Raw genomic sequence first — 26,973 nt, 5'->3', positions numbered from 1 at the left:
TCAGTAGGAGGAGCCGGAGGCGCCCAGGGAGCCCGTCGGGTGCCAGACGGTCTTGGTCTCCAGGAAGGCCGTCAGCCGGTCGGTGCCGGGCGTCTCGAAGTAGTCCACAGGCTGTGGACGCACGACGCGCTTGAGGTTGTCCGCCGCCGCGATCTCCAGCTCCTTCGCCAGCACCTCGTCGGCGCCCGCGAGGTCGATCGCGTTGACGTCCTGGTGCGCGGCCAGCGGCGCCGCGATCTCCGCCGTACGGCCGGACAGGACGTTGACCACGCCGCCCGGCACGTCGGAGGTGGCCAGCACCTCGCCCAGGGACAGGGCGGGCAGCGGGGCCTTCTCGGAGGCGATCACGACCGCGGTGTTGCCGGTGGCGATCACGGGGGCCAGGACGGAGACCAGGCCGAGGAAGGACGACTCCTGCGGGGCCAGGACGGCGACCACGCCGGTCGGCTCGGGCGAGGAGAGGTTGAAGTAGGGGCCGGCGACCGGGTTGGCGCCGCCCACCACCTGGGCGATCTTGTCGGTCCAGCCCGCGTACCAGACCCAGCGGTCGACCGTGGCGTCCACGACCGCGGCCGCCTTGGACTTCGACAGGCCCTCGGCGTCCGCGACCTCACGGGTGAACTGGTCGCGGCGCCCCTCCAGCATCTCCGCGACCCGGTACAGCACCTGGCCGCGGTTGTACGCCGTCGCGCCGGACCAGGCACCGAACGCCTTGCGCGCGGCGACCACCGCGTCCCGGGCGTCCTTGCGGGAGGACTGCGGAGCGTTGGCGAGCCACTTGCCCTTTGCGTCGGTCACCTCGTACACCCGGCCGCTCTCGGAACGCGGGAACTTCCCGCCGACGTACAGCTTGTAGGTCTTGAAGACAGACAGTCGCGCGTCAGACATCGAGGTACGCCTCCAGGCCGTGGCGGCCGCCCTCGCGGCCGAAGCCCGACTCCTTGTAGCCGCCGAAGGGCGAGGTCGGGTCGAACTTGTTGAACGTGTTGGACCAGACGACACCCGCGCGCAGCTTGCTCGCGACGGCCAGGATCCGGGAGCCCTTCTCGGTCCAGATGCCCGCCGACAGGCCGTACGGCGTGTTGTTCGCCTTGGCGACCGCCTCGTCCGGCGTGCGGAAGGTGAGGACCGACAGCACCGGGCCGAAGATCTCCTCCCGGGCGACGGTGTGCGCCTGGGTGACGCCGGTGAACAGCGTCGGCGCGAACCAGTAGCCGGCCGAGGGCAGTTCGCAGGCCGGGGACCAGCGCTCGGCGCCCTCCGCCTCGCCCTGCTCGGCGAGCGCGGTGATCCGCGCGAGCTGCTCGGCGGAGTTGATCGCGCCGATGTCGGTGTTCTTGTCCAGCGGGTCGCCGAGGCGGAGCGTGGACAGGCGCCGCTTGAGGGACTCCAGCAGCTCCTCCTGGATCGACTCCTGGACGAGCAGCCGGCTGCCCGCGCAGCAGACCTGGCCCTGGTTGAAGAAGATGCCGTTCACGATGCCCTCGACGGCCTGGTCGATCGGGGCGTCGTCGAAGACGATGTTCGCGCCCTTGCCGCCGAGTTCGAGGGTGAGCTTCTTGTCCGTGCCGGCGACCGTGCGGGCGATCTCCTTGCCCACGGCCGTCGAGCCGGTGAAGGCGACCTTGTTCACGTCCGGGTGCGCGACGAGCGCGGCGCCCGCGTCGCCGTAGCCCGGGAGGATGTTGACGACGCCCTTGGGCAGGCCGGCCTGGCGGCAGACGTCCGCGAAGAACAGCGCCGACAGGGGGGTGGTCTCGGCGGGCTTCAGGACGACCGTGTTGCCGGTGGCCAGCGCCGGGGCGATCTTCCACGCCAGCATCAGCAGCGGGAAGTTCCACGGGATGACCTGGCCGGCGACGCCGAGCGGACGCGGGTCGGGGCCGAACCCGGCGTGGCCGAGCTTGTCCGCCCAGCCCGCGTAGTAGAAGAAGTGCGCGGCGACCAGGGGCAGGTCGGCGTCGCGCGTCTCCTTGATCGGCTTGCCGTTGTCCAGCGTCTCCAGGACCGCCAGCTCGCGGCTGCGCTCCTGGACGATGCGGGCGATGCGGAACAGGTACTTGGCGCGCTCGGAACCGGGCAGCGCCGACCACTTCTCGAACGCCTTGCGGGCGGCCCGGACGGCGCGGTCGACGTCCTCGGCGCCGGCCCGCGCGACCTCGGAGAGGACCTCCTCGGTGGACGGGCTGACCGTCTTGAAGACCTTGCCGTCGGCCGCCTCGGTGAACTCGCCGTCGATGAACAGGCCGTACGAGGGCGCGATGTCGACGATCGCGCGCGACTCGGGGGCGGGTGCGTACTCAAAAGCCATGGGGGATCAGTCCACCGTCACGTAGTCGGGGCCGGAGTAACGGCCGGTGGCCAGCTTCTGCCGCTGCATCAGCAGGTCGTTCAGCAGGGAGGAGGCGCCGAAGCGGAACCAGTGGTTGTCCAGCCAGTCCTCGCCCACGGTCTCGTTGACCAGCACCAGGAACTTGATCGCGTCCTTGCTGGTGCGGATGCCGCCCGCGGGCTTCACGCCGACCTGGACGCCGGTCTGGGCGCGGAAGTCGCGCACCGCCTCCAGCATCAGCAGGGTGTTGGCGGGGGTGGCGTTGACGGCGACCTTGCCGGTGGACGTCTTGATGAAGTCGGCGCCCGCCAGCATGCCCAGCCAGCTCGCCCGGCGGATGTTGTCGTACGTCGACAGCTCGCCGGTCTCGAAGATGACCTTCAGCCGGGCGTCCGCGCCGCAGGCCTCCTTCACGGCGACGATCTCGTCGTACACCTTCAGGTACTTGCCCGCGAGGAACGCGCCCCGGTCGATGACCATGTCGATCTCGTCGGCGCCCGCGGCGACGGCGTCCCGGACGTCGGCCAGCTTCACGTCGAGCGCGGCGCGGCCGGCCGGGAAGGCGGTGGCGACCGAGGCGACCTTGACGCCGGAGCCGGCGACGGCCTCCTTGGCGGCGGCCACCATGTCGGGGTAGACGCAGACCGCGGCCGTGGCCGGGGCCGTGCGGTCCGTCGGGTCGGGGCGGACCGCCTTGGCGCCGAGCGCCCGGACCTTGCCCGGGGTGTCCGCGCCCTCCAGCGTCGTCAGGTCGACCATCGAGATGGCGAGGTCGATGGCGTACGCCTTCGCGGTGGTCTTGATGGAACGGGTGCCGAGAGACGCGGCGCGCGCCTCCAGGCCGACCGCGTCGACGCCGGGCAGTCCGTGCAGGAAGCGGCGCAGCGTGCTGTCGGACGCGGTGACGTCTGAGAGCCGGTGTGCGGGTGCAGTGGTGGGCATGGTCACCAGACGAGCATATCTACGCGCGTAGCGGCTGTACAGCCCCGGGCGGCGGACACCGGACGCCCGAGCGGCACCGGGAAACGTCCCCACGTCACGGGGCGCGGGCAACCGTGCCGCCGGCCGACGACCGCCCGCACCCGAGCACGCCCGGGCGTCCGCGCGGCGTCCGGGCGGCTCGGCCGGGTGCCGCGGGCATCATGCAGAATCGGGGGCATGACGACCCCGGACCACCCGTCGCCGGCGCCACAGCCCGCGTCCACCGCCAAGGATCTGATCTACCGCTCGCCCCTGGCGCTCGTGGCCGGTGTGCTGCTGCTCGCCCTCGCCTGCTGGCTCGGCTTCGACGCGCTGGTCCGCGGGCACGGGCGCACGCCGTGGCTGGCGCTGGCCGCGCTGATCCTGGCCGTCCCGCTGGTGATCGCCTTCACCCTGCGCCCGGCGGTCTTCGCGGGCGAGGACCGGCTGCGGGTCCGCAACCCCTTCCGCGTGATCACCCTGCCCTGGGGCGAGATCGCCTCGCTGCGCTCCGGCTACACCAACGAGGTCGTCGCCAACTCCGGCACCAAGTACCAGCTGTGGGCCATTCCCGTCTCGCTGCGCGCCCGCAAGAAGGCGGCCCGCGGCCAGTCCCGCGCGGCCGCCGCGAGCCGCCGCGGCGACCGTCCCGGCGGCCCGGACCTCGGCGGCTTCGGCCTCTTCGGCGGCTCCGGCGCCGGTCGTGACGTCCCCACCCGCGCGGAGACCGACAAGGTCATGGACGACCTCCGGCAGACCCTGGAGCGCCGCGGAGAGACCCCGTCGGCCCAGGGCGAGGTGACCGTCCGCTGGGCCTACGAGGTGGTCGCGCCCGCGGTGGCCGGCGCGGTGCTGCTGGGCATCCTGCTCGCGCTCGGCTGAGCACCTCGGCCGCGCGCCGCGGCACCGGGCGGAGCTGCCGGCCCGTCATCGGCCGGCCCTCGTCGGCCAGCGGCGGTGCCTGCGAGGCATTCCCGCCCGGTGGTAGGGGCGCGCGGGGTGCCGGTGGGATGCGGGGACCAGGCTCACCGGGCCGTGGTGCGAGGCGCGCCGCACCCGTCCGCCCCCTCCCGTTCGGCAGCGGGCCACCGGCCGGCACTGGCCCGCAGCCCGCTCGGACGCACGGCTACACGTACGCCGGCCCCGAGGAGGCCGCGGCCGATCCCGCCTGGCGCACGGCTACGGCCACGGCCCGGGAACGGGCCGTGGCCGTAGCCGACGCGCCCCGCAAGGCGCGGACCGACCTGGTCGGGATCCGGTACACCGCGGAGGTCGCCCAGCAGAAGCGTCTGGTCGGGCAGCACGCCGGGGAACTGGTGAAGATCAGGGCGGACCTGCGCCCGCGGCAGCGGCTCGCCGCCGCCGTACTGGACGGCGAGCGCCGAGCCTACGAGCGCTGGGCCTCAGATGTCGGCGGCCGCCGACAGGTCCCGCTTGATCGCCGCGAGGAGCTCGGCCGCGCGCGCCCGGGCCGCCGCCAGACCGGCATGGCCGGAGACCGGGACGACGACCTCCAGGTAGCACTTCAGCTTGGGCTCGGTGCCGCTGGGGCGGACGACGACGCGGGCGCCGTCGAGCGTGTAGCGCAGGCCGTCGGTGGGCGGCAGCCGGTCCGTGCCCCGGGTCAGGTCCTCGGCACGGGTGACGGGCAGCCCGGCCAGCTCGGTCGGCGGCTGCTCGCGCAGGCGGCCCATCGCGTCGGCGATCAGCGACAGGTCCTCGACCCGGACCGAGAGCTGGTCGGTGGCGTGCAGGCCGTGCTCGACGGCGAGGTCGTCCAGCAGATCCAGGAGGGTGCGGCCCTCCTCCTTGAGCTGCGAGGCGAGCTCCGTGATCAGCAGGGCGGCCGTGATGCCGTCCTTGTCGCGCACGCCCTCGGGGTCCACGCAGTAGCCGAGGGCCTCCTCGTAGCCGTAGCGCAGGCCCTCCACACGGGCGATCCACTTGAAGCCGGTGAGGGTCTCCTCGTACGGCAGCTCGGCCGCCTCGGCGATGCGGCCGAGGAGGGACGAGGAGACGATCGACTCCGCGAAGGTGCCGCGCGCCCCGCTCCGCACCAGGTGGGCGGCGAGCAGCGCGCCGACCTCGTCGCCGCGCAGCATGCGCCAGTCGCCGCCGTCCCTGACGGCCACGGCGCAGCGGTCGGCGTCCGGGTCGTTCGCGATGACCAGGTCGGGGCCGGTGGCGCGGGCCCGCGCGAACGCCAGGTCCATCGCGCCCGGCTCCTCCGGGTTGGGGAAGGCGACCGTCGGGAAGTCCGGGTCCGGGTCCGCCTGCTCGGCGACCAGGACCGGCTCCGGGAAGCCGGCCCGGGCGAAGGCGGCGAGCAGCACGTCGCGGCCGACGCCGTGCATCGCCGTGTAGACCGTGCGGGCGGTGCGCGGGGAGCCGGCGGCGAGGACGGCGTCGGTGCGGGCGAGGTACGCGTCCAGGACGGTGTCGTCGAGGATCTCCCAGCCGCCGTCCGGGCGCGGTACGTCGTGCAGGGAGGTGATCGCGTCGATCTCGGCGGCGATCTCCGCGTCCGCGGGCGGGACGATCTGGGAGCCGTCGCCCAGGTAGACCTTGTAGCCGTTGTCCCGGGGCGGGTTGTGGCTGGCGGTGACCTCCACGCCCGCGACCGCGCCGAGGTGGCGGATGGCGAAGGCCAGCACGGGGGTGGGCAGCGGGCGGGGCAGCACGGCCGCGCGCAGGCCGGCGCCGGTCATCACGGCGGCGGTGTCCCGGGCGAAGTCGGCGGACTTGTGACGGGCGTCGTAGCCGATGACCACGAGGCCGCCCGACTCGCCGTTCTTCTTCAGGTACGCGGCCAGTCCGGCCGCGGCGCGGATCACGACGCTGCGGTTCATGCGCTGCGGCCCGGCGCCCAGTTCGCCGCGCAGGCCCGCGGTGCCGAACTGCAGGGTGCCGCTGAAGCGGGCGGACAGCTCCGCCGTGTCCCCGGCGTCGATCAGCCCGGCCAGTTCGCCACGGGTCTCCGGGTCGGGGTCCTCGGCGAGCCATGCCTTGGCCCGGGCGATGAGATCGTCGTCGTGCACCTTGGGATCAACCTCTCCGTGTTTGCTCCACCGGGGGCTCCGCCCCGGCCCCGTTCTGCCCACCCGGCCGGCCGGACCGGCCGGCGGGAAGGTCCCGCCTACAGCCTGCCCAGCACCTGGAAGAGCAGCTGGCCCATGCGCGCCGCCGAGTCGCGGCCCGCCTGGAGGACCTCCTCGTGGTTGAGGGGCTCGCCGGTCATACCGGCCGCGAGGTTGGTGACCAGGGAGATGCCGAGGACCTCGGCGCCGGCCTCGCGGGCGGCGATCGCCTCCAGGACCGTCGACATGCCGACGAGGTCCGCGCCGATGACGCGGGCCATGCGGATCTCGGCCGGGGTCTCGTAGTGCGGGCCGGGGAACTGCGCGTAGACGCCCTCCTCCAGGGACGGGTCGATCTCCTTGCACAGGGCGCGCAGGCGCGGCGAGTACAGGTCCGTCAGGTCGACGAAGTTGGCGCCGACGATCGGGGAGGTGGCCGTCAGGTTGATGTGGTCGCTGATCAGCACCGGCTGGCCGGGGCGCATCCCCTCGCGCAGGCCGCCGCAGCCGTTGGTCAGGACGATGGTCTTGCAGCCCGCCGCCACGGCCGTGCGGACGCCGTGCGCGACGGCGGCGACGCCGCGGCCCTCGTAGTAGTGCGTGCGGCCCAGGAAGACCAGGGCGCGCTTGTCACCGAAGGAGTACGAGCGGACCTTGCCGCCGTGGCCCTCGACGGCCGGCGGCGGGAAGCCGGGCAGCTCGGTGACCTGGAGCTCGGCGTCGGGTGCGCCCAGGGCGTCGACGGCCGGAGCCCAGCCGGAGCCCATCACGAGGGCGACGTCGTGGGTCTCGGCGCCGGTGAGTTCGCGCAGGCGCGCGGCGGCGGCGTCGGCGGCGGCGTGGGGGTCGCCCTGGATGTCGTCCGGAAGGAGAGATGCGTTCACGCGGATGAGGGTAGCCGGTCTTCGCCTACGCGCGTAGATACAGAGCTCACCGGATTGAGATCGTTGTCTTGTCGTTTCCCACGAGGGGCGGCCCGGGGCGGGAGACCGCGCGAGCCCGGCGCAGGCCTCAGCAGGGCCGCTTGCGCAGCTCCATCACGTAGTCGTGGGGCGCCCCGGCCGACTCCGCCGCGTCGGCGATCTCGCCCAGGTAGCGGGCCGACGGCAGGCCGCCCTCGTAGCCGTTGAGGACGTAGGTCCAGGCCGATTCCTCGCCGTCCAGGGTGTGCACGCGGACCCGGGCCCGGCGGTAGATGCCGAGGCCGACGCCCTCCCACCGGTCGAGGGACTCCTCGTCCAGCGGAGCGAGGTCGTACAGGCCGACGAAGACCTGGGCCAGGGGCTCCTCGACGATCGTCGCCAGCGCGCCCTCCCAGCCCAGCTGCTCGCCGCCGAAGGTCAGCCGCCAGTTGTTCAGCCAGCCGACGGCACGCAGCGGGGAGTGGGGAGCGCGGCGGGACATCAGCCGCGCGTCGAGGTTGCCGGCGTACGCGGCGTAGAGCGACATGGGGAGAGGGTACGGCAGCGGCACTGCCGTCACTCCGGACCCGCGAGGAACCCCCGTGCGCCCCCGGGCAGTGGCACCTTGAAGCGTGCGGGACAATGGGGTACGTGACTCGGATCGTGATCATCGGTGGCGGACCCGGCGGATACGAAGCGGCGCTGGTGGCCGCTCAGCTCGGTGCGGAGGTGACCGTCGTCGACTGCGACGGTCTGGGCGGAGCGTCGGTGCTGACCGACTGCGTGCCGTCGAAGACCCTGATCGCCACGGCCGAGGTGATGACCACCTTCGACTCCTCCTACGAGGAGCTGGGCATCATCGTCGCCGACGACACCCCGCCGCTGGAGCAGGCGGCCCGGGTCGTCGGTGTGGACCTCGGCAAGGTGAACCGGCGTGTGAAGCGGCTCGCGCTCGCGCAGTCGCACGACATCACGGCGTCCGTCACCCGCGCCGGCGCCCGGGTCCTGCGCGGCCGCGGCCGCCTGGAGGGCATGCAGGCCCTCGACGGGTCCCGCAAGGTCGTCGTCACCGCCGCCGACGGCACCGAGGAGACCCTCACCGCCGACGCCGTCCTCCTCGCCACCGGCGGCCACCCGCGCGAGCTGCCCGACGCCCAGCCCGACGGCGAGCGCATCCTCAACTGGACCCAGGTCTACGACCTCACCGAGCTGCCCGAAGAGCTGATCGTGGTCGGCTCGGGCGTGACCGGCGCCGAGTTCGCCGGCGCCTACCAGGCCCTCGGGTCGAAGGTCACCCTCGTGTCGTCCCGCGACCGGGTGCTGCCCGGCGAGGACCCCGACGCCGCCGCCGTCCTCGAGGACGTCTTCCGGCGCCGCGGCATGAACGTCATGGCCCGCTCCCGCGCGCAGTCCGCCAAGCGCGTCGGCGACCGGGTGGAGGTGACGCTCGCCGACGGGCGCGTCATCAGCGGCACGCACTGCCTGATGGCCGTCGGCGCGATCCCCAACAGCGCGGGGCTCGGTCTCGAGGAGGCCGGCGTCAAGGTGCGCGAGTCGGGTCACATCTGGACCGACAAGGTGTCGCGGACGACCGCTCCGGGCGTCTACGCGGCCGGTGACGTCACCGGTGTCTTCGCCCTCGCGTCCGTCGCCGCCATGCAGGGCCGCATCGCCATGTACCACTTCCTCGGCGACGCGGTGGCCCCGCTCAACCTCAAGACCGTCTCCTCCAACGTCTTCACCGACCCCGAGATCGCCACCGTCGGCTACAGCCAGGCGGACGTGGACGCCGGCAAGATCGACGCGCGCGTCGTCAAGCTGCCCCTGCTGCGCAACCCGCGCGCCAAGATGCAGGGCATCCGGGACGGCTTCGTGAAGATCTTCTGCCGGCCGGGCACGGGCATCGTCGTCGGCGGCGTGGTCGTGGCGCCGCGCGCCTCTGAGCTGATCCACCCCATCTCGATCGCCGTCGACAACAATCTGACGGTCGAACAGATCGCGAACGCCTTCACCGTGTACCCCTCCCTTTCGGGGTCGATCGCGGAGGTGGCGCGGCAGCTGCACACGCGCAAGGCGGGCGGCGAGATCTGACGGTTCCCCGACTTCCCGCTGTTCACGGGGAGTTGTCGAGCATGCGTACGGCATGGGCGGGGGGAATAACGTCCTATACCACTTCCCGCCGTGCCATGCGAACAACTTCTGTTATTCGGCGCAAACTGCTGAAACCAGACGGTCGTTGGGGTTACTGTCAGTTTCGTGTTCGCTGCAGAACGTCGTCAATTGATCCTCGAAATGGTGCGAGCGAACGGTGCCGTGTCGCTCCGTGAACTCGCCCGCGTCGTCCAGACCTCCGAAGTGACCGTACGGCGGGACGTGCGCGCACTGGAGGCCGAAGGACTCCTCGACCGCCGGCACGGCGGTGCGGTACTGCCGGGCGGGTTCACGCGGGAGTCCGGCTTTCCGCAGAAGTCCCATCTCGCGACCGCCGAGAAGACGGCCATCGCCGACCTCGCCGCGAGCCTCGTCGAAGAGGGCGAGGCCATCGTGGTCGGCGCGGGTACGACCACGCAGGAGCTGGCCCGCCGGCTCGCGCGGGTGCCCGGGCTGACCGTCGTCACCAACTCCCTGCTGGTGGCCCAGGCGCTCGCCCACGCCAACCGGGTGGAGGTCGTGATGACCGGCGGCACCCTGCGCGGCTCCAACTACGCCCTCGTCGGCTCCGGAGCGGAGCAGTCCCTGCAGGGACTGCGGGTGTCCAAGGCGTTCCTGTCCGGGAGCGGGCTCACCGCCGAGCGCGGGCTGTCCACGTCCAACATGCTGTCGGCGTCCGTCGACCGGGCCCTCGTGCAGGCCGCGGCGGAGGTCGTGGTCCTCGCCGACCACACCAAGCTCGGCACGGACACGATGTTCCAGACGGTGCCGACGGACGTCATCACGCGCCTCGTCACCGACGAGCCTCCGGGGCACGACGACCGGGCCGCCACGGAGCTGCAGGCTCTCGCGGACCAGGGCGTGCAGATCGCCGTGGCGGGGGCCGGAGGAGGCGAGCTGCCCACCGCGCGCCAGCGGTCCCCGCTGCCGGGGCCCCGGCGGGGGACGCCCGGCGGAGGGCTGCGCGGCGTCCTGGGGGAGCAGCCGGCGGGCACCGAGCGGGGACGGGTGGCCGACCTCCGCAGGCGCTGAGGGGGCTGCGCACGTCGGCGCCTGTCCGCCGCAGGGGCGGAAGCCGTCGTGCGGGTGTCGGCGCGTCGCGGTCGCCCGCGTGGTCCCCCGCGCCTCCGAGGTGCGTCGCCTTTCCGGAGGCCGACATGCGGACGCCCGGCAGGCCGCCGTTTCGGGGGCTGCCGGGCGTCGCGCGGGTCCGTGCCGTCAGTCCTTGATCTCGCAGATCGCCGCGCCGGACGTGACCGAGGCGCCGACCTCGAAGTTCAGGCCCTTGATGGTGCCCGCCTTGTGGGCGTTGAGGGGCTGCTCCATCTTCATGGCCTCCAGGACGACGACCAGGTCGCCCTCCTGCACCTCCTGGCCCTCCTCGACGGCCACCTTCACGATGGTGCCCTGCATCGGGGAGGCGAGGGTGTCACCGGACGCCACGGGGCCGGACTTCTTGGCCGCGCGGCGCTTCGGCTTGGCGCCCGCCGCGAGGCCGGTGCGGGCCAGGGACATGCCCAGCGAGGACGGCAGGGAGACCTCGAGGCGCTTGCCGCCGACCTCGACGACGACCGTCTCGCGGCCGCCCTCCTCCTCCGCCTCGGCGTCGGCCGGGGCTGCGAACGGCTTGATCTCGTTGACGAACTCGGTCTCGATCCAGCGGGTGTGGACCGTGAAGGGCTCGTCGGAGCCGGTCAGCTCGGGTGCGAACGCCGGGTCCCGCACCACCGCGCGGTGGAAGGGGATCGCCGTCGCCATGCCCTCGACCTGGAACTCCTCCAGGGCGCGGGCGGCCCGCTCCAGGGCCTCCTTGCGGGTGCGGCCGGTGATGACCAGCTTGGCCAGCAGGGAGTCCCACGCCGGGCCGATGACCGAGCCGGATTCCACGCCCGCGTCCAGGCGGACACCGGGGCCGGACGGCGGGTCGAAGGCGGTGACCGTGCCGGGGGCCGGCAGGAAGTTGCGGCCCGGGTCCTCGCCGTTGATGCGGAACTCGAACGAGTGGCCGCGCAGCACCGGGTCGTCGTACCCCAGCTCCTCCCCGTCGGCGATGCGGAACATCTCGCGGACCAGGTCGATGCCGGCGACCTCCTCGGTCACCGGGTGCTCCACCTGCAGGCGGGTGTTCACCTCCAGGAAGGAGATCGTGCCGTCCTGGCCGACGAGGAACTCGCAGGTGCCCGCGCCCTCGTAGCGGGCCTCCTTCAGGATGGCCTTGGAGGCGCGGTACAGCTCGGCGACCTGCTCCTCGGAGAGGAACGGCGCCGGGGCCTCCTCGACCAGCTTCTGGTGGCGGCGCTGCAGCGAGCAGTCACGGGTGGAGACGACCACCACGTTGCCGTGCTTGTCCGCCAGGCACTGGGTCTCCACGTGCCGGGGGCGGTCCAGGTAGCGCTCCACGAAGCACTCGCCGCGCCCGAAGGCGGCGACCGCCTCGCGCACCGCCGAGTCGTACAGCTCCGGGACCTCCTCCAGGGTGCGGGCGACCTTCAGGCCGCGCCCGCCACCGCCGAAGGCGGCCTTGATGGCGATCGGCAGGCCGTTCTCCCGGGCGAAGGCCACGACCTCGTCGGCGCCGGACACCGGGTCCGGGGTGCCGGCCACCAGCGGGGCGCCGGCCCGCTGGGCGATGTGCCGGGCGGCGACCTTGTCACCGAGATCGCGGATGGCGTGCGGGGGCGGGCCGATCCAGTTCAGACCGGCGTCCAGGACCGCCTGCGCGAACTCCGCGTTCTCCGACAGGAAGCCGTAGCCCGGGTGCACGGCGTCCGCGCCGGACTCCCGCGCCGCGTTCAGTACCTTCTCGATGTCGAGATAACTGGTGGCCGGGGTGTCACCGCCCAGGGCGAACGCCTCATCCGCGGCGCGGACATGCAGAGCGTCGCGGTCCGGGTCGGCGTAGACGGCCACGCTCGCGATCCCGGCGTCCCGGCAGGCCCGGGCCACGCGGACAGCGATTTCGCCACGGTTGGCGATGAGCACCTTGCGCACGATTGAGGCTCCCTCCTTGAAACAAGCCGAGTTTAGGGACTGCCGACGAGTCACATCGACCCGTCCCCCATGGTGAGCTTGCCCACACGGAGCGTGATGCGAGGCTCGCTCGACCCGCGAAAACCCTTGTCGCGCCGTGATGCGCAGGACTCCACCGGAAAACCCTAGCCCCGTCGTGTGGTCAAGGTCTCTGTGGGCGCGTGCTGCGGCCCACTTCGTTTCTTTGTCGAGTCCCTACGAATGGCCCAACGATTCTTTGCCGGTGACCGAACCCTTGTCCCCGGGTTTACCCGTTAGTAGCCTCACGGAGACGCGAACGTACTTCAGGTAACAGCAGCCTGCTAGGGCTGAGGTCGAAAGTGGGTGGGACCGGTGGTGCGCAGACCGGTGGCGTGGGTCGTGGCGGTCGTGCTCCTGGCCGAGGCGTTCGGAATCGGGGCGCTGAACTGGTTCCTCGGAGTGGTCGTCGACCACCAGCAGATGTCCATGGCCGGCCTCGACCCCCAGGTGATGTCGACGTCCTCGAAGGCCGGGGGCGTCGTCTTCGGGCTCTACTTCGCCGCGTGCGCCCTGGTGGCCCTGCTCGTCGCGATCCGCGACCGCGCCCCCGCCGGCCTCGGCCGCGTCCTGCTGATCAGCGCCGCGGTGGTGCACGCCCTGCTGGGCGCGTTCGCGCTGGGCCTGGTGGGCTGGCCCGCGTTCCTGTTCATGCTGGTGATGCTCGCCCTGATCGTCCTGCTCCTGGTGACCTACGACCGTGAGCCCGGCCCCGGGCAGGAGGTCGCCGGGGGCGACCCGCTGACGGGCGGCCACCCGGAGGCCGGGACCGAGCCCGGCGCGCCGGCCGAGCCGCCCGCGCACCCCGCGGCGGAGCCGCACGGCCGCGGCGACGCGCCGCAGGACGGCGACGAGGAGCCGCAGGACACCGTCCCCGCCCAGGTCAGTCGGCAGCCGGTGTCCACAGGTCGGTGATCCCCACGCCCAGTTCGGCCAGCAGCCGCCGGACGAGGGGCAGGCTGATGCCGATCACGTTGCCGTGGTCGCCGTCGATGCCCTCGACGAACGGCGCCGAACGGCCGTCCAGGGTGAACGCCCCGGCGACGTGGAGCGGCTCGCCGGAGGCGACGTACGCGGTGATCTCCTCGTCCGTCGGCTCGCCGAACCGGACGACGGTGGACGCGGTCGCGGAGACGTACCGCTTGGCCGCGGTGTCCCACACACAGTGCCCCGTCTGGAGGACGCCGGCCCGGCCGCGCATGGACTTCCAGCGGGCGGTGGCCTCCTCGGCGTCGGCGGGCTTGCCGAGCGCCTGCCCGTCCAGCTCCAGCACCGAGTCGCAGCCGATCACCAGGGCGCCCTGCACCTCCGGCTTCGCCGCCACCACCGAGGCCTTGGCCTCCGCGAGGGCGAGCGCCAGCTCGGCCGGGGTGGGCGCGGTGACGGCGTCCTCGTCGACCCCGCTCACGATCACCTCGGGGGCCAGGCCGGCCTGGCGGAGCAGGCCCAGGCGGGCCGGGGACTGGGAGGCCAGTACGAGTCGTCTGCGCGGTGTGGCGGTCATGCGGCCCAGGTTAGCGGGGCGCGCCGCGCTACCTCAGGCCGATCACGATCATCGTGAGGACCGCGGCCAGAGCCATCAGGAGGCCCAGCCGCCGGAGCATCTCCTGCGTGTCGCGGAGTTCTTTCGGCGGTTCGTCCTCGGGGTCTGACCACAACATGCCACCAGCGTGCGGCCTCGGCGGGCCGGGCGCCTGAGTAGGGGTACTCAGATCGGCGCCCGGCGCACCTGAGGACGCCGCCTCAGCTCGGCCAGTACGTGCGGGTCCAGCTCGTCGGGCCCGGTGCCGGCAGGTGTGTCGTCGCGATGCGGGACGGGTCCGACCAGGAGTCGCGGGGGGTGGGCGCGCCGGGCGGCAGGGCTGCCGCCGCCGCGGCGCGGGCCCGGACCACCGCCAGGGCGGCGGCCAGCTCCTCCGGGGTCGGATTGCCTCGTACGACCTTGATGTTCATGACCGCTCCCAGGGTCGGCGGGCCTAGAGGGGGATGTTGCCGTGCTTCTTCGGAGGCAGGGATTCCCGCTTGGTGCGCAGCTGACGCAGGCCGCGGACGATGTGGCGGCGGGTGTCGGACGGCATGATCACCGCGTCGATGTAGCCGCGCTCGGCCGCGACGTAGGGGTTGAGGAGCGTGTCCTCGTACTCCTGGATCAGCCGGGCGCGCACCGCCTCCACGTCCTCGCCGCTCGCCTCCGCCTCGGCCAGGGTGCGGCGGTGCAGGATGTTGACGGCGCCCTGGGCGCCCATCACGGCGATCTGGGCCGTCGGCCAGGCCAGGTTCAGGTCGGCGCCCAGGTGCTTGGAGCCCATGACGTCGTAGGCGCCGCCGAAGGCCTTGCGGGTGATGACCGTGATCAGCGGGACGGTCGCCTCGGCGTAGGCGAAGATCAGCTTGGCGCCGCGGCGGATGATGCCGTCGTGCTCCTGGCCGACGCCCGGCAGGAAGCCCGGCACGTCGACGAAGGTGATGACCGGGACGTTGAAGGCGTCGCAGGTGCGCACGAAGCGCGCGGCCTTCTCGCTCGCCGTGATGTCGAGGCAGCCGGCGAACTGCATCGGCTGGTTGGCGACGATGCCCACCGGCCGGCCCTCGACCCGGCCGAAGCCGGTGACGATGTTCGGCGCGAACAGCGCCTGCGTCTCGAAGAACTCGGCGTCGTCCAGGACGTGCTCGATCACCGTGTGGATGTCGTACGGCTGGTTCGCGCTGTCCGGGACCAGGGTGTCCAGCTCGCGGTCCTCGTCCGTGACGGCGAGGTCGGCCTCCTCCGGGAAGGCCGGCGGCTCGCTGAGGTTGTTCGACGGCAGGTACGACAGCAGCTGCTTGACGTACTCGATGGCGTCCTTCTCGTCCCCGGCCATGTGGTGGGCCACACCGGAGGCGGTGTTGTGGGTGCGGGCGCCGCCCAGTTCCTCGAAGCCGACGTCCTCGCCGGTGACGGTCTTGATGACGTCCGGGCCGGTGATGAACATGTGCGAGGTCTGGTCGACCATGACCGTGAAGTCGGTGATCGCGGGGGAGTACACCGCGCCGCCCGCGCAGGGGCCGACGACCAGGCTGATCTGCGGGATGACGCCGGAGGCGTGGGTGTTGCGGCGGAAGATCTCGCCGTACGCGCCGAGCGAGGCGACACCTTCCTGGATGCGGGCGCCACCGGAGTCGTTGATGCCGATGACCGGGCAGCCGGTCTTCAGCGCGAAGTCCATCACCTTGACGATCTTCTGGCCGTAGACCTCGCCGAGGGCGCCGCCGAAGACCGTGAAGTCCTGTGAGAACACGGCCACCGGGCGGCCGTCGACGGTTCCGTACCCGGTGACCACGCCGTCGCCGTACGGGCGGTTCTTCTCCAGGCCGAAGTGGGTGGAGCGGTGGCGGGCGAACTCGTCGAGCTCGACGAAGGATCCCTCGTCGAGCAGCAGCTCGATGCGCTCACGGGCCGTCAGTTTGCCCTTGGCGTGCTGCTTTTCGACGGCGCGCTCCGAGCCGGCGTGCGTCGCCTCGTGAATACGGCGCTGCAGACCCGCGAGTTTGCCCGCGGTCGTGTGGATGTCGATCTCGTGGCGCTCTTCCGGCTCGGACATCGGGATCGCGGCTCCCTGCCTGCTCAAAAGGGGGGACGGTTACTCATCCGTAGCGTAGTGGTGTGCCTCCGGGTCGGCAGTGCGGCGTTTCCCACACCTAGGGTGACTTGCATGACACCGCACAATGCCTCAGACGACAGCCGTTGGTCCGACCTGGACCGTCCGCCCCTGAACGCCGCGGCGCTGCGGCGCGGGCTGGTGCGGGAGGGCGGACTGTGGTCCCGGGTGGAGCTGGTCCAGCGCACCGGCTCGACCAACTCCGACCTGGTGGAGCGGGCCGCGGCCGGCACCGCGGGCGAGGGCGCGGTGCTCGTCGCCGAGGAGCAGACGGCCGGGCGCGGGCGGCTGGACCGCCAGTGGTCCGCGCCGCCGCGGTCCGGGCTGTTCTTCTCCGTACTGTTGCGGCCCACCGAGGTGCCCATCGCCCGCTGGGGGTGGCTGCCGCTGCTCACCGGCGTGGCGGTGGCGACGGGCCTGTCCCGCGCGGCGGGCGTGGACACGGCGCTGAAGTGGCCCAACGACCTGCTGGTGAAGGTCGGAGGCGAGGAGCGCAAGGCCGGGGGCATCCTCGCCGAGCGGGCCGGCGAGGGCGGTGTGGTCGTCGGCGTCGGGATCAACGTCACGCTGCGGGCCGGGGAACTGCCCGTGCCCCAGGCGGGCTCGCTGGTGCTGGCCGGGGCGGTGAGCACGGACCGCGATCCGCTGCTGCGCGCGGTGCTGCGGTCGCTGGAGGACTGGTACGGGCGCTGGCGGGCGGCCGGGGGCGACCCGGCCGCCAGCGGACTGCAGGAGACGTACGCGGCCGGCTGCGCCACCCTGGGGCGCGAGGTGCGGGCCGAGCTGCCGGGGGAGCGTTCGATCGTGGGCGAGGCGGTGGCGGTCGACGGCGACGGGCGGCTGGTCATCGCCACCCGGGAAGGGGTGCAGGAGCCCGTGGGAGCGGGGGACATCGTGCACCTGCGCCCCGCGTGAGCGAGCGCCCGCGGCGCCCGTGCGGCATGGTGGGCGGGGACGGCCCGGAGCGTCCCCGCGCAAGTGGACCTTCGGCCAAACCCAGCGGAGTGAGCTGGCGCACACCTGCCGTAGAGTTGAGGCCGGTCGATACCTGACCGTGGCAGATCGGAAGGGCAGCAGGCGTGACCGTCGACGACACGGGCTCCGGTGCGGACCGGGGGGACCCCCACGCCGCCGACTCCGGCGAGGACCCGCTCGCGCTGCGCCTCGAACAGCTCATCCTGGGCGCCGAGCGGCGCTACACCCCGTTCCAGGCGGCCCGGAGCGCCGGTGTCTCCATGGAGCTGGCCTCGCGGTTCTGGCGGGCGATGGGCTTCGCCGACATCGGCCAGGCCAAGGCCCTCACCGAGGCCGACGTCCTGGCGCTGCGCCGCCTCGCCGGTCTGGTGGAGGCGGGCCTGCTGAGCGAGGCCATGGCGGTGCAGGTGGCCCGGTCGACGGGGCAGACGACCGCCCGGTTGGCCGAATGGCAGATCGACTCCTTCCTGGAGGGGCTGACCGAGCCTCCCGAGCCGGGCATGACCCGCACCGAGGTGACGTACCCGATCGTCGAGCTGCTCCTGCCCGAGCTGGAGGAGTTCCTCGTCTACGTGTGGCGCCGCCAGCTGGCCGCCTCGGCCGGGCGGGTCGTGCAGACCGCCGACGACGAGGAGATGGTCGACCGGCGGCTCGCGGTCGGCTTCGCCGATCTGGTGGGGTTCACGCGGCTGACCCGCCGGATGGAGGAGGAGGAGCTGGGCGAGCTGGTCGAGGCGTTCGAGACGACCGCCGCCGACCTGGTGGCCGCCCGGGGCGGCCGGCTCATCAAGACCCTCGGGGACGAGGTGCTGTACGTCGCCGACGACTCCGGTACGGCCGCGGACATCGCCCTGCGCCTGGTCGAGACGATGGCGAACGACGAGACGATGCCCGAGCTGCGGGTCGGGATGGCGTTCGGCACGGTGACCACCCGGATGGGCGACGTGTTCGGTACGACCGTCAACCTCGCCTCCCGGCTGACGTCGATAGCGCCGCGGGACGCGGTGCTGGTGGACAGCGCCTTCGCGGAGGAGTTGATCCGCACCGGCGAGGCGCCCGCCTCGGAGGCCGAGGCCGCCGAGGCGGCGGCCGCCGCGGAGAAGGAGGGCGAGGAGCCGCCGACGTACCGCTTCGCGCTCCAGCCCATGTGGCAGCGGCCGGTGCGCGGACTCGGCGTGGTCGAGCCGTGGCTGCTCGGCCGCCGCACGGGCTCCGCCTAGGGCCCAGCGGCTGCTTTCCGCCCAGCGGATTCCCACGGTGTCGGGTCGTCGTGGGGGGCCTGCCTAGCGGCTGCTCTTCCCGCCCAGCAGATCCCCTACGCACAGGCTGATCAGTGGCAGGCACAGTCCGCCGCCCGGTGTGGGGGCGGTGGTGCTGTGGCTCGGGGCCGGTGCGGGGGCCGTTCCGGTGGGGGTGGGGGCGTCGGGGGCTGGGCGGGGCGCGGTGCTGGTCGGTGCGGTCGTCGGCTGCGGGGCCCCGCCGGACGGGGTGCCGGGAAGCCGGGTGGGCTTCGCCGAGGGGGGCGTCGCGGCCGCCCCGGACGTCGTCGGCGCGGCGCTCACCCCGCCCATGACGGAGGTGGCCGAGGGCACGGCGCGCGGGCGAGCGGCCTTGCCGGCGGACGGGGCCGCCGACCGGGCACTCGCCCCGGCGCCCGGGTGGACCCGGGGGTCGGCCTCCGCCGTACCCGGACCGCCCAGCCCCGACTCCGGCGCCACCCGCACCAGGCTCAGCACCCCGACGGCCAGGGCCAGCCCCCCGGCGGCGATCAGCACCTTCCGGTGCCGGGGCTTGCGGTGGCGGCCGTGGGGGAGGAGGTGGGGCGCTGTTTGCCGGGCGGTGGGCGTGGTCTCCGCGGTCGGCTCCGCTGGTTCCGGCTCCGTCGCTGCGGCTGGGTCGGCGGCCTCCGCCGACTCCACCGTGTCCACCGCTGCGGTGGTGGCCCGGACGGTGTCCGCCGCGCCGGTCCGCGGTGCGGTCGAAGGAGCGGGGGGCTGGGCCTCCGCGGACGGTTCGGCTGGTGTGGCGGGGGCGGTGGTGCCGGTCTGCTCTGCCGGGTCCTGCGCTGTGGTGGCTGCCTGGGCCTGTGTGGCCGGTTCCGCCGGTGTGGCTGGGGCAGCGGCGTCGGTCCGCTCTGCCGGGTCTTCCGCTGGGGCGGCGGCCCAAGCGGGGGGCTCGGCCTCTGCGGCCGGTTCCGCTGACGGGGCCGGGGCAGCGGCCTCTGCCGACTCCGCCGTGGCCTTCGCCGCGGTGGCGGCCTGGGAGGGGTGCGTCGCGCCGGCCGCCTCGACAGGCTCGGCTGCGGTTGTCCTGCCGGCGGCTGCCGCTGCCGTCGCCTCGGCCGGCTTCGCCGCTTCAGCGGCCTCGGCCGACCGGGCCGTACCGGCCGCATCGTCCGCGTCCGCTGTCCCGGCCGCGGCAGCACGCTGCCCGTCGGCGGCTCCGGCCGGACCCGCCGCTCCAGGGCGGACCGTCTCCGCCGCGCCGGCCGCCCGCGTCTCCGTCGTCCCCGCCTCGGCAGGTGCCGGCGGTCTTCCCGCCGTGCCGGACTCTCCACGTATCGGTGTCATCAGGTCCCCTCCCCGCCGCGCGCCCGGGGCGCGTCGTGGCGGTGCGCACGTTATGCCGGGCTGTGGGGGGTGTGGGGCGGAACAGTCGGGATGTCACTCGAACGGGGGTAGAACAGGCAACGGCGGCGGCTCTTTTCCGGGGCGGGGTACGGCTGCGATGATCGGGGCGGCAGAAGTTAACCCGCGTTAACCGGAGGGTGTCATGAGCGAGGAGCGGTTCGGGGAGTTCGTGCTGGTGCGGCGGCACGGGCACGTCGCGGAGCTGGTGCTGGACCGGCCCAAGGCCATGAACGCCGTCTCGACGGAGATGGCCCGCTCCATCGCGGGAGCCTGTGCCGCGCTCGCCGCCGACCGGGACGTACGCGTGACCGTGCTGACGTCCTCCCACGAGCGGGCGTTCTGCGTCGGTGCGGACCTCAAGGAGCGGAACTCCTTCAGCGACGCCGACCTGGTGCGGCAGCGGCCCGTCGCGCGCGGGGCGTACACCGGCGTGCTGGAGCTGCCGATGCCGACGATCGCGGCGGTGCACGGCTTCGCGCTGGGCGGCGGGTTCGAGCTGGCCCTGTCCTGCGACCTGATCGTGGCGGACCGTACGGCGGTCGTCGGGCTGCCGGAGGTGTCCGTGGGCGTGATCCCGGGCGGCGGCGGCACGCAGTTGCTGCCGCGCAGGGTCGGTGCGGCGCGCGCCGCCGAGCTGATCTTCTCGGCGCGGCGGGTGGAGGCGCCGGAGGCCGCCGAGCTGGGCATGGTCGATCTGCTGGTGGACGAGGGCCGGGACCGGGAGGAGGCGCTGGCGCTGGGCGAGCGGATCGCCGGGAACTCGCCGGTGGGCCTGCGGGCCGCGAAGCGGGCACTGCGGCTGGGGCACGGGCTGGACCTGCCGGCCGGGCTGGAGGTCGAGGACGCGGCCTGGCGGTCGGTGGCGTTCTCCGGGGACCGGGCGGAGGGCGTCGCGGCCTTCAACGAGAAGCGCAGGCCGCAGTGGCCGGGTGAGTGATCGCGGCCGCACGCCGCATGCGCGGTTTCACTTGATCGCTCCATAAATATCCCTCTTGCCGGTGTTCGTCCCTAACCTGGAGTAATGGGTGAGGACAACCGGCTCGCCGACGTGGTGACGCTGGCTCAGGGGATGGCGGCGGCGCACACCCCGCGGGAGTCGTGGCGGGCCGCCGCCCTCGGCGCGTGCCGGGCGCTGGACGGCAGCTTCGCCGCGCTGTCGGTGTGGGAGCGGGAGCTGGGGCGGCTGCGCGTTCTCGTCAACGTGGGGGAGCGGGCACCGGACGAGGAGGAGTTTCCGGAGACCGAGGCCTACCCGGTGCACCAGTTCCCGGAGATCACCGAGTTCCTGCACGAGCGGTGGGCGGGCGGCGGCGGGCCCAACGCGTGGGTGGAGACCGCCCAAGGGCCCGCCGCCGGCACCCCCGGGTACTTCCACCAGCGGGTGGCCGCCCTGCGCCGGCGCGGCCGGGGATGCTGTGTCGTCGCCCCCGTCGTGCTGCACGGCAGGGCCTGGGGCGAGCTGTACGTGGCCCGGCCGGCCGGGGCGCCGCTGTTCGGGCGCGGGGACGCCGACTTCGCGACCGTCCTGGCCGCCGTCGTCGCCGCCGGGCTGGCGCAGACCGAGCGGCTGGAGGAGGCCCGCCGGCTCGCGTTCACCGACGCCCTCACCGGCCTGGCCAACCGGCGCGCCGTGGACGTACGGCTGGAGGAGGCCGTCGAGCGGCACCGGGTGGAGGGCGTGGTCGTCAGCCTCGTCGTCTGCGACCTCAACGGGCTCAAGCGGGTCAACGACACCCTCGGGCACGCCGTCGGCGACCGGCTGCTGGAACGATTCGGCTCGGTGCTGTCCCTGTGCGGGGCGATGGTGCCGGGCGCGCTCGTGGCCCGGCTCGGCGGGGACGAGTTCTGCCTGCTCGCGGTGGGGCGGCCGGCCGACGACGTGGTGAAGGCGGCGGACGAGCTGTGCCGGCGCGCCGCCGAGCTGGAACTCGGCGAGGGCGTGGCCTGCGGGGTCGCCTCGACCGGGGATCCCATCGGGCCGGTGCGGTCGGCCCGGCGGCTGTTCCGGCTGGCCGACGCCGCGCAGTACCGGGCCAAGGCCCTGCGCGCCGAGCGGCCGGTGGTGGCCGGCCGGGAGGGCCCGGACGATCCGGTCGTACGGTTGGCGGACGAGGCGTCCCCCGCGCACGGCGAGCGGCGCCGCTTCCGCGGGCGGGAGCCGTGACGCGGCGCACAGCGAGGGTAAGGGTCAATCCGCCGCCCCACTGGTGACATCAACGCATTCAATGCGTACGCTCCTGAATATGGATATGCACACTGTGGTGGTGGGGACGTCCGGTGTCACCGCGTCCGACGTTCTCGCCGTGGCGCGCGGCGGTGCCCGCATCGAGCTGTCGGCCGAAGCGGTGGCGGCCCTGGCGGCGGCCCGGGAGATCGTGGACGCCCTTGCGGCCAAGCCCGACCCGGTCTACGGCGTCTCCACCGGCTTCGGCGCCCTGGCGACCCGGCACATCAGCCCCGAGCTGCGCGCCCAGCTGCAGCGCAACATCGTCCGCTCCCACGCCGCCGGCATGGGGCCGCGGGTGGAGCGGGAAGTCGTCCGGGCCCTGATGTTCCTCAGGCTCAAGACCGTCTGCTCCGGGCACACCGGCGTGCGGCCCGAGGTCGCCCAGACCATGGCCGACGTGCTCAACGCCGGGATCACCCCGGTCGTCCACGAGTACGGCTCGCTCGGCTGCTCCGGCGACCTGGCCCCGCTGTCCCACTGCGCCCTCACCCTCATGGGAGAGGGCGACGCCGAGGGCCCCGACGGGACCGTACGGCCCGCCGGCGAGCTGCTCGCCGAGCACGGCATCCAGCCCGTCGAGCTGCGCGAGAAGGAGGGCCTGGCCCTCCTCAACGGCACCGACGGCATGCTCGGCATGCTGGTCATGGCCCTCGCCGACCTCGACACCCTGTACAAGTCCGCCGACGTCACCGCCGCCCTCAGCCTGGAGGCGCTGCTCGGCACGGACAAGGTCCTCGCGCCCGAGCTGCACGCCATCCGCCCGCACCCGGGGCAGGGCGCCTCCGCCGCCAACATGCTCGCCGTGCTCGAGGGCTCCGAGCTCACCGGGCACCACCAGGACGACGCGCCCCGCGTCCAGGACGCCTACTCGGTGCGCTGTGCCCCGCAGGTCGCCGGTGCCGGACGCGACACCCTCGCCCACGCCCGGGTCGTCGCCGAGCGGGAGCTGGCCTCCGCCGTCGACAACCCGGTGGTGCTCCCCGACGGCCGGGTGGAGTCCAACGGCAACTTCCACGGCGCGCCCGTCGCCTACGTGCTGGACTTCCTCGCCATCGCCGCCGCCGACCTCGGCTCCATCGCCGAGCGGCGCACCGACCGGCTGCTGGACAAGAACCGCAGCCACGGCCTGCCGCCGTTCCTCGCCGACGACGCCGGAGTGGACTCCGGGCTGATGATCGCCCAGTACACGCAGGCCGCGCTGGTGAGCGAGATGAAGCGGCTGGCCGTGCCCGCCTCCGCGGACTCCATCCCGTCCTCCGCCATGCAGGAGGACCACGTGTCCATGGGCTGGTCGGCCGCCCGCAAGCTGCGTACCGCCGTCGACAACCTCACCCGGATCGTCGCCATCGAGCTGTACGCGGCCACTCGCGCCGTCGAGCTGCGCGAGGGCCTGACCCCGGCGCCCGCCTCGCGGGCCGTGATCGAGGCCGCGCGCGCCGCGGGCGTGCGGGGCCCCGGGCCGGACCGGTTCCTGGCGCCCGACCTGGCCGCCGCCGACGCGTTCGTCCGCAGCGGGGCGCTCGTCGCCGCCGTGGAGACGGTCACCGGGCCGCTGCGGTAACCGGCATGGCGAAAGGGCCCTGTGCGACCACAGGGCCCTCTCTGTCACGCGGTCACTTCAGCTTGGCTGCCTGCGCCTTGACCACCGCGGCCGGCACCGAGTAGGCCTTCTCGGTCATCATGGCGCCGAGGTTGATGGTCATGTAGGACGCGACGTTGTTGCCGTGCCGCACCACCTGCACGTGGACCGGTGCGGTGTCCCCGTCCTCCATGTCGCTGGTCGCCATGAAGGCCACCGACTCGTCGCCGGCGTCCGCGGGCCGCTCCTCGGCGACCCTGGTGAACTTGGCCTTGTCGCCGGCCTGGTCGCCCGTGAAGCCGCCCGCGCAGGCCTTCATCGCGTCGGAGACCGACCGCAGGGCCTGCCGCGCGCCGTCCCCGTCGTACGAGGACAGGATGACCATGGTGGTGTCGATGTCCATCGAGTCCTTGAACGTGTCCTCGAACTTGCCGTCGGCCAGGTCGTCCATGGACGTCGCCTTGTCCGTGGGGGCCTTCTTCACCTCCTGGACCGCGCGGTTGGTCTCCGCCGCCGGGGTGCCCGGCGCGATGCCGGTCATGACGCGCAGCAGCGGGTCGCACTGGGCGTCGGCCGCCTTGACCTTGCTCTTGGCGGGCGTGCCGCCCTCGACCGGCTCGACCTTGTACCCGGTCACGTCGCCCTTGGCGAGAATCAGCCTCTTCAACTCCGCGGCGCTCAGCGCCTTCGCGGCCGGCTTCGCCGCGTCCGCCCCCTTGCCCTCCGGGGAGTCCTTCGACCCGCCGTCGGAGCAGCCGGTGACGAGGGCGAGGGACAGCGCGCTCACGGCGAGGGTGGCGCACAGCCGCACGCCCGATGATCTCTTCATGGACGGACTATGCGTGTACCGTCAAAAGATCGTCAAGCGAGATTAAAGGCCGAGCCGCTCGCGGCGCACCGAATACACCACGAAACCGGCACCTATCGCGAGGAACGCGCTGCCCGCGATCACGTACGGCGTGGTGTCGAAGCTGCCGGTGTCGGCGAGCCGCGTGCTGTCCGAGGCGTCGGTCGCCGTGGCCCCGGACACCGCCCTGGCCTGCTGGGTGGCCGGTGTGACCTGTGTGGTCGAGGTGACCGAGGTCACCTGCGCCGTCGCTCTCGCCGGGCCGTCCTGCGACGCGTTGGCGGACGGGACGAACCACAGGGCGCACAACAGCGTCCCCGCGGCGGTGGCGGTCAGCAGCGGACGGCGAGCGGATGACACGGAATATCGATCCCCTTGTGACGCTGGCGAATTGGCCGTGTGGGGCGATGTTAGTGAAAGTTGCGGGTCACAGGAAAGTCACGGGAGGTTTCAGTCGTACTCTCCCGCCATGAGCGAAGAAGAGACATCACGGTTTGTACGGCTTCGAGTCGAGCTGGTCCTCGAGGTGCAGGACGAAGACGAGGTGGCCAAGGCCGCGCTGCGCCGGCTCGCCGCCGATCCGGAGCTGCCGCAGGACGAGCGCAGTCAGGCCGAGAGCGCTGTGACGGAAGACACCGCGGAGGCCATCGCGCACCTCGTCGACCCGTTCGACCTGGTCAGCGAGGTACCCGGCGTGGAGCTGCAGCAGGCCTCGTGGTCCACCGAGTGGGTCGACTACGACCCCGACTCGCCCGAGTGGGATCTGGACGAGGATGATAGGGGCGGCGACGAAGAAGAGGACGGCATCGGCTGAGCGTCCCGGGGCACCCGAACACCCCGGACGGCGACCGCCGTTCGGGGTTTTCGCCGTCCCAGGGGGACGCACGGACCGGCTTCCGCACCACTCGCCCCGAGCGGGCACGTGGTGCGCCTAACACATGCGCACCATGTGGAACGGAATGGATCGTCCGTAGCGTTGATGGCTCGCAGGGACTTTCGGGGTTCGCGAATTCGGCAATGATGGAGAAGCGTGTGATGACGGACAGTAAGCGGCGCAAGGGCCTCACGGTCGCGTCCGCACTGCTCGGCGGGGTACTGGCACTCACCGGTTGTTCCGGCGGCGGCAACGCCAAGGCCGCCGACACCGGCGACAGCTCACAGGCCAAGGTCGACGAGGCGGCGGCGAAGAAGTCCTCCGAGGCGCAGATCACGATCACGCCCAAGGACGGCGCCGACAACGCCTCGATCAACAACTCCGCCACCGTCACGGTCGCCAAGGGCACGCTCACCGGCGTCACGATGACCACGCAGGACGGCAGCGCGGTCGCCGGTCAGCTCTCCCCCGACCGCAAGAGCTGGAAGCCCAGCGTCCCGCTGCAGCGCTCGACCACGTACAAGATCGCCGCGGTGGCCAAGGACTCCCAGGGCCGCATAGCCAACGAGAACGCCTCCTTCACCACGGTCTCCCCGGCCAACAGCTTCATAGGCACCTTCACCCCGGACGACGGCGCGACCGTCGGCGTCGGCATGCCGGTGTCGATCAACTTCGACAAGGCGATCACCAACAAGGCGGCCGTGCAGAAGGGCATCACGGTCACCTCCAGCAGCGGCCAGGAGGTCGCCTGCCACTGGTTCAACGCCAACCGCATGGACTGCCGCCCGGAGCAGTACTGGAAGGAAGGCGCCACCGTCACCCTGAAGCTCGCGCTCGACGGTGTCGAGGGCGCGCCGGGCGTCACCGGCGTCCAGCAGAAGACGGTCACCTTCCACATCGGCCGCAACCAGGTCTCCTACGTCGACGCGAAGACCAAGCAGATGAAGGTCACGCAGGACGGCAAGGTCGTCAAGACCATCCCGATCTCCGCCGGCGCCCCCGAGCACACCACCTACGAGGGCCAGATGGTGATCTCGGAGAAGTTCAAGCAGACCCGCATGAACGGCGCGACGGTCGGCTTCAAGGACGGCGACGGCAAGGGCGAGTACGACATCAAGGACGTGCCGCACGCCATGCGCCTGACCACCTCCGGCACCTTCATCCACGGCAACTACTGGGGCGGGCCGTCGGTGTTCGGCAACGCCAACACCAGCCACGGCTGCGTCGGCCTGCAGGACGTCAAGGGCGCGGGCGACCCGAGCACGCCGGCCGCGTGGTTCTACAGCCACTCGCTGATCGGTGACGTCGTCGTCGTGCAGAACACCGGCGACAAGACCGTCGCCCCGGACAACGGCCTCAACGGCTGGAACATGGACTGGGCCCAGTGGAAGGCCGGTTCGGCCGTCTGACACCCCGTCCGACGGTCTCCGCACAGCATCGCCGGTGCCGCCCCCCAGGGGCGGCACCGGTGTTTCCGGGTCCGGGCGCGGGCTTCTCACGCTTCAAGCCGACGCGCACGCACCACAGTTCCCGATCCTGTAACAGTGTCCCGCCCGGCACGTAACAGTTCCGGTCAGCGCTTTCTCACCTCCCTCTTATCCCTTGAGCCGCCTGATCACCCCCGGCATACTGCGTGATCCGGGGGGTTGACGTTCATGTGTACGAGACTCCCCCCGGTCGGGTGAATGGGGAATTCGCCCGGTACCTCGTCTCCAGGGGGAGAACTTGCGCAG

The 26,973-nt window shown here is 72.8% G+C and carries 24 protein-coding genes and 1 pseudogene; 11 read left to right on the top strand and 14 right to left on the bottom strand.

Features of this window, described 5'->3' with window-relative positions; all coding sequences use genetic code 11:
• Genes AQJ66_RS12855 through deoC form a run of 3 tightly spaced genes read right to left on the bottom strand, consistent with a single transcriptional unit; the run spans position 1 to position 3,274 of the window.
• Entirely contained in the window at positions 1–888 is an 888-nt protein-coding gene (locus AQJ66_RS12855) for an aldehyde dehydrogenase family protein (protein WP_061920363.1), read from the bottom strand.
• Complete coding sequence (locus AQJ66_RS12850) at positions 881–2,311, bottom strand: aldehyde dehydrogenase family protein (RefSeq protein WP_061920361.1); 1,431 nt, start codon at positions 2,309–2,311, stop codon at positions 881–883. Before AQJ66_RS12850 ends, AQJ66_RS12855 begins: the two co-directional genes overlap by 8 nt.
• Positions 2,312–2,317: 6 nt before the next feature.
• Positions 2,318–3,274, bottom strand: coding sequence for a deoxyribose-phosphate aldolase (gene deoC, locus AQJ66_RS12845; RefSeq protein WP_061920359.1), 957 nt, complete (start codon positions 3,272–3,274; stop codon positions 2,318–2,320).
• 216 nt (positions 3,275–3,490) lie between these two features.
• On the opposite strand from deoC, the gene AQJ66_RS12840 reads away from it, so the two are divergent.
• Complete coding sequence (locus tag AQJ66_RS12840; RefSeq protein WP_061920357.1) at positions 3,491–4,174, top strand: PH domain-containing protein; 684 nt, start codon at positions 3,491–3,493, stop codon at positions 4,172–4,174.
• 521 nt (positions 4,175–4,695) lie between these two features.
• On the opposite strand, the gene AQJ66_RS12835 is transcribed toward AQJ66_RS12840, so the two are convergent.
• The 3 genes from AQJ66_RS12835 to AQJ66_RS12825 form a co-directional block, all read right to left on the bottom strand.
• Positions 4,696–6,330 (bottom strand): phospho-sugar mutase, encoded by a 1,635-nt coding sequence (locus AQJ66_RS12835; protein WP_061920355.1) that lies wholly within the window; start codon positions 6,328–6,330, stop codon positions 4,696–4,698.
• Positions 6,331–6,428: 98 nt separating this feature from the next.
• The gene (locus tag AQJ66_RS12830) at positions 6,429–7,253 is read right to left on the bottom strand and encodes a purine-nucleoside phosphorylase (protein WP_061920353.1); all 825 of its coding nucleotides are present in this window, start codon (positions 7,251–7,253) and stop codon (positions 6,429–6,431) included.
• A 127-nt stretch (positions 7,254–7,380) separates the two neighbouring features.
• A complete protein-coding gene (locus tag AQJ66_RS12825; RefSeq protein ID WP_061920351.1) occupies positions 7,381–7,818 on the bottom strand; it encodes a gamma-glutamylcyclotransferase family protein in 438 nt (145 codons plus the stop codon).
• Positions 7,819–7,913: 95 nt separating this feature from the next.
• On the opposite strand from AQJ66_RS12825, the gene AQJ66_RS12820 reads away from it, so the two are divergent.
• Together AQJ66_RS12820 and AQJ66_RS12815 are read left to right on the top strand one after the other, a co-directional pair.
• Positions 7,914–9,362, top strand: a complete 1,449-nt coding sequence (locus AQJ66_RS12820; RefSeq protein ID WP_061920349.1) for an NAD(P)H-quinone dehydrogenase — start codon at positions 7,914–7,916, stop codon at positions 9,360–9,362.
• A gap of 165 nt (positions 9,363–9,527) precedes the next feature.
• Positions 9,528–10,454 (top strand): DeoR/GlpR family DNA-binding transcription regulator, encoded by a 927-nt coding sequence (locus tag AQJ66_RS12815; protein WP_079060204.1) that lies wholly within the window; start codon positions 9,528–9,530, stop codon positions 10,452–10,454.
• Between the two features lie 186 nt (positions 10,455–10,640).
• On the opposite strand, the gene AQJ66_RS12810 is transcribed toward AQJ66_RS12815, so the two are convergent.
• A complete protein-coding gene (locus tag AQJ66_RS12810) occupies positions 10,641–12,413 on the bottom strand; it encodes an acetyl/propionyl/methylcrotonyl-CoA carboxylase subunit alpha (protein WP_061920345.1) in 1,773 nt (590 codons plus the stop codon).
• A gap of 372 nt (positions 12,414–12,785) precedes the next feature.
• Here AQJ66_RS12810 and AQJ66_RS12805 point away from each other — a divergent pair.
• Positions 12,786–13,277 (top strand): annotated as a pseudogene (locus AQJ66_RS12805) (hypothetical protein); the annotation flags it as partial.
• 76 nt (positions 13,278–13,353) lie between these two features.
• Here AQJ66_RS12805 and AQJ66_RS12800 read toward each other — a convergent pair.
• The 4 genes from AQJ66_RS12800 to AQJ66_RS12790 all read right to left on the bottom strand — a co-directional run bounded on the left by AQJ66_RS12800 (position 13,354) and on the right by AQJ66_RS12790 (position 16,051).
• Positions 13,354–13,974 (bottom strand): Maf family protein, encoded by a 621-nt coding sequence (locus tag AQJ66_RS12800; protein ID WP_061920343.1) that lies wholly within the window; start codon positions 13,972–13,974, stop codon positions 13,354–13,356.
• 28 nt (positions 13,975–14,002) lie between these two features.
• Positions 14,003–14,131: a morphogenic membrane protein MmpB gene (gene mmpB / locus AQJ66_RS40620; protein WP_279617320.1), complete on the bottom strand. Its 129-nt coding sequence runs from the start codon at positions 14,129–14,131 to the stop codon at positions 14,003–14,005.
• Between the two features lie 82 nt (positions 14,132–14,213).
• Positions 14,214–14,423 (bottom strand): acyl-CoA carboxylase epsilon subunit, encoded by a 210-nt coding sequence (locus AQJ66_RS12795; RefSeq protein WP_061920341.1) that lies wholly within the window; start codon positions 14,421–14,423, stop codon positions 14,214–14,216.
• 23 nt (positions 14,424–14,446) lie between these two features.
• A complete protein-coding gene (locus AQJ66_RS12790; protein ID WP_061920339.1) occupies positions 14,447–16,051 on the bottom strand; it encodes an acyl-CoA carboxylase subunit beta in 1,605 nt (534 codons plus the stop codon).
• Between the two features lie 111 nt (positions 16,052–16,162).
• On the opposite strand from AQJ66_RS12790, the gene AQJ66_RS12785 reads away from it, so the two are divergent.
• Positions 16,163–17,023 carry a biotin--[acetyl-CoA-carboxylase] ligase gene (locus tag AQJ66_RS12785; RefSeq protein ID WP_061920337.1) on the top strand — a complete coding sequence of 287 codons (861 nt, stop codon included), beginning with the start codon at positions 16,163–16,165 and terminating at the stop codon, positions 17,021–17,023.
• 164 nt (positions 17,024–17,187) lie between these two features.
• Positions 17,188–18,303, top strand: coding sequence for an adenylate/guanylate cyclase domain-containing protein (locus AQJ66_RS12780; protein ID WP_061920334.1), 1,116 nt, complete (start codon positions 17,188–17,190; stop codon positions 18,301–18,303).
• A gap of 63 nt (positions 18,304–18,366) precedes the next feature.
• Here the strand turns inward: AQJ66_RS12780 and AQJ66_RS12775 are convergent, their stop codons facing one another.
• Positions 18,367–19,011: a hypothetical protein gene (locus AQJ66_RS12775; protein ID WP_244162827.1), complete on the bottom strand. Its 645-nt coding sequence runs from the start codon at positions 19,009–19,011 to the stop codon at positions 18,367–18,369.
• Between the two features lie 844 nt (positions 19,012–19,855).
• Between AQJ66_RS12775 and AQJ66_RS12770 the strand changes: the two genes are divergently transcribed.
• From AQJ66_RS12770 to hutH, 3 genes are all read left to right on the top strand, one after another.
• Entirely contained in the window at positions 19,856–20,650 is a 795-nt protein-coding gene (locus AQJ66_RS12770; protein ID WP_061920331.1) for an enoyl-CoA hydratase/isomerase family protein, read from the top strand.
• A gap of 84 nt (positions 20,651–20,734) precedes the next feature.
• Positions 20,735–21,877, top strand: coding sequence for a GGDEF domain-containing protein (locus AQJ66_RS12765; RefSeq protein ID WP_061920330.1), 1,143 nt, complete (start codon positions 20,735–20,737; stop codon positions 21,875–21,877).
• Positions 21,878–21,962: 85 nt separating this feature from the next.
• The gene (gene hutH, locus AQJ66_RS12760; protein WP_061920328.1) at positions 21,963–23,501 is read left to right on the top strand and encodes a histidine ammonia-lyase; all 1,539 of its coding nucleotides are present in this window, start codon (positions 21,963–21,965) and stop codon (positions 23,499–23,501) included.
• Positions 23,502–23,553: 52 nt separating this feature from the next.
• On the opposite strand, the gene AQJ66_RS12755 is transcribed toward hutH, so the two are convergent.
• Both AQJ66_RS12755 and AQJ66_RS12750 read right to left on the bottom strand, forming a co-directional pair.
• The gene (locus tag AQJ66_RS12755; protein WP_244162811.1) at positions 23,554–24,348 is read right to left on the bottom strand and encodes a hypothetical protein; all 795 of its coding nucleotides are present in this window, start codon (positions 24,346–24,348) and stop codon (positions 23,554–23,556) included.
• Between the two features lie 42 nt (positions 24,349–24,390).
• The gene (locus tag AQJ66_RS12750; RefSeq protein WP_061920323.1) at positions 24,391–24,726 is read right to left on the bottom strand and encodes an LPXTG cell wall anchor domain-containing protein; all 336 of its coding nucleotides are present in this window, start codon (positions 24,724–24,726) and stop codon (positions 24,391–24,393) included.
• 109 nt (positions 24,727–24,835) lie between these two features.
• On the opposite strand from AQJ66_RS12750, the gene AQJ66_RS12745 reads away from it, so the two are divergent.
• Positions 24,836–25,180: a hypothetical protein gene (locus AQJ66_RS12745; RefSeq protein ID WP_061920321.1), complete on the top strand. Its 345-nt coding sequence runs from the start codon at positions 24,836–24,838 to the stop codon at positions 25,178–25,180.
• A 221-nt stretch (positions 25,181–25,401) separates the two neighbouring features.
• Positions 25,402–26,649: a L,D-transpeptidase gene (locus AQJ66_RS12740; RefSeq protein WP_061920873.1), complete on the top strand. Its 1,248-nt coding sequence runs from the start codon at positions 25,402–25,404 to the stop codon at positions 26,647–26,649.
• Positions 26,650–26,973 lie beyond the last annotated feature (324 nt).

Origin of the sequence: Streptomyces bungoensis, assembly GCF_001514215.1 — a bacterium.
GTDB lineage: Bacteria > Actinomycetota > Actinomycetes > Streptomycetales > Streptomycetaceae > Streptomyces > Streptomyces bungoensis.
The sequence above is the reverse complement of the archived record's forward strand: the minus strand, read 5'-3'. Positions and strand labels throughout refer to the sequence as shown.

Coding starts and splice junctions, on each gene's coding strand:
- AQJ66_RS12855 (WP_061920363.1), bottom strand. CDS start 888: ATGTCTGACGCGCGACTGTCTGTCTTCAAGACCTACAAGCTGTACGTC.
- AQJ66_RS12850 (WP_061920361.1), bottom strand. CDS start 2,311: ATGGCTTTTGAGTACGCACCCGCCCCCGAGTCGCGCGCGATCGTCGAC.
- deoC (WP_061920359.1), bottom strand. CDS start 3,274: ATGCCCACCACTGCACCCGCACACCGGCTCTCAGACGTCACCGCGTCC.
- AQJ66_RS12840 (WP_061920357.1), top strand. CDS start 3,491: ATGACGACCCCGGACCACCCGTCGCCGGCGCCACAGCCCGCGTCCACC.
- AQJ66_RS12825 (WP_061920351.1), bottom strand. CDS start 7,818: ATGTCGCTCTACGCCGCGTACGCCGGCAACCTCGACGCGCGGCTGATG.
- AQJ66_RS12820 (WP_061920349.1), top strand. CDS start 7,914: ATGGGGTACGTGACTCGGATCGTGATCATCGGTGGCGGACCCGGCGGA.
- AQJ66_RS12800 (WP_061920343.1), bottom strand. CDS start 13,974: ATGACCGCCACACCGCGCAGACGACTCGTACTGGCCTCCCAGTCCCCG.
- mmpB (WP_279617320.1), bottom strand. CDS start 14,131: ATGTTGTGGTCAGACCCCGAGGACGAACCGCCGAAAGAACTCCGCGAC.
- AQJ66_RS12795 (WP_061920341.1), bottom strand. CDS start 14,423: ATGAACATCAAGGTCGTACGAGGCAATCCGACCCCGGAGGAGCTGGCC.
- AQJ66_RS12790 (WP_061920339.1), bottom strand. CDS start 16,051: ATGTCCGAGCCGGAAGAGCGCCACGAGATCGACATCCACACGACCGCG.
- AQJ66_RS12785 (WP_061920337.1), top strand. CDS start 16,163: ATGACACCGCACAATGCCTCAGACGACAGCCGTTGGTCCGACCTGGAC.
- AQJ66_RS12770 (WP_061920331.1), top strand. CDS start 19,856: ATGAGCGAGGAGCGGTTCGGGGAGTTCGTGCTGGTGCGGCGGCACGGG.
- AQJ66_RS12765 (WP_061920330.1), top strand. CDS start 20,735: ATGGGTGAGGACAACCGGCTCGCCGACGTGGTGACGCTGGCTCAGGGG.
- hutH (WP_061920328.1), top strand. CDS start 21,963: ATGCACACTGTGGTGGTGGGGACGTCCGGTGTCACCGCGTCCGACGTT.
- AQJ66_RS12755 (WP_244162811.1), bottom strand. CDS start 24,348: ATGAAGAGATCATCGGGCGTGCGGCTGTGCGCCACCCTCGCCGTGAGC.
- AQJ66_RS12745 (WP_061920321.1), top strand. CDS start 24,836: ATGAGCGAAGAAGAGACATCACGGTTTGTACGGCTTCGAGTCGAGCTG.
- AQJ66_RS12740 (WP_061920873.1), top strand. CDS start 25,402: ATGACGGACAGTAAGCGGCGCAAGGGCCTCACGGTCGCGTCCGCACTG.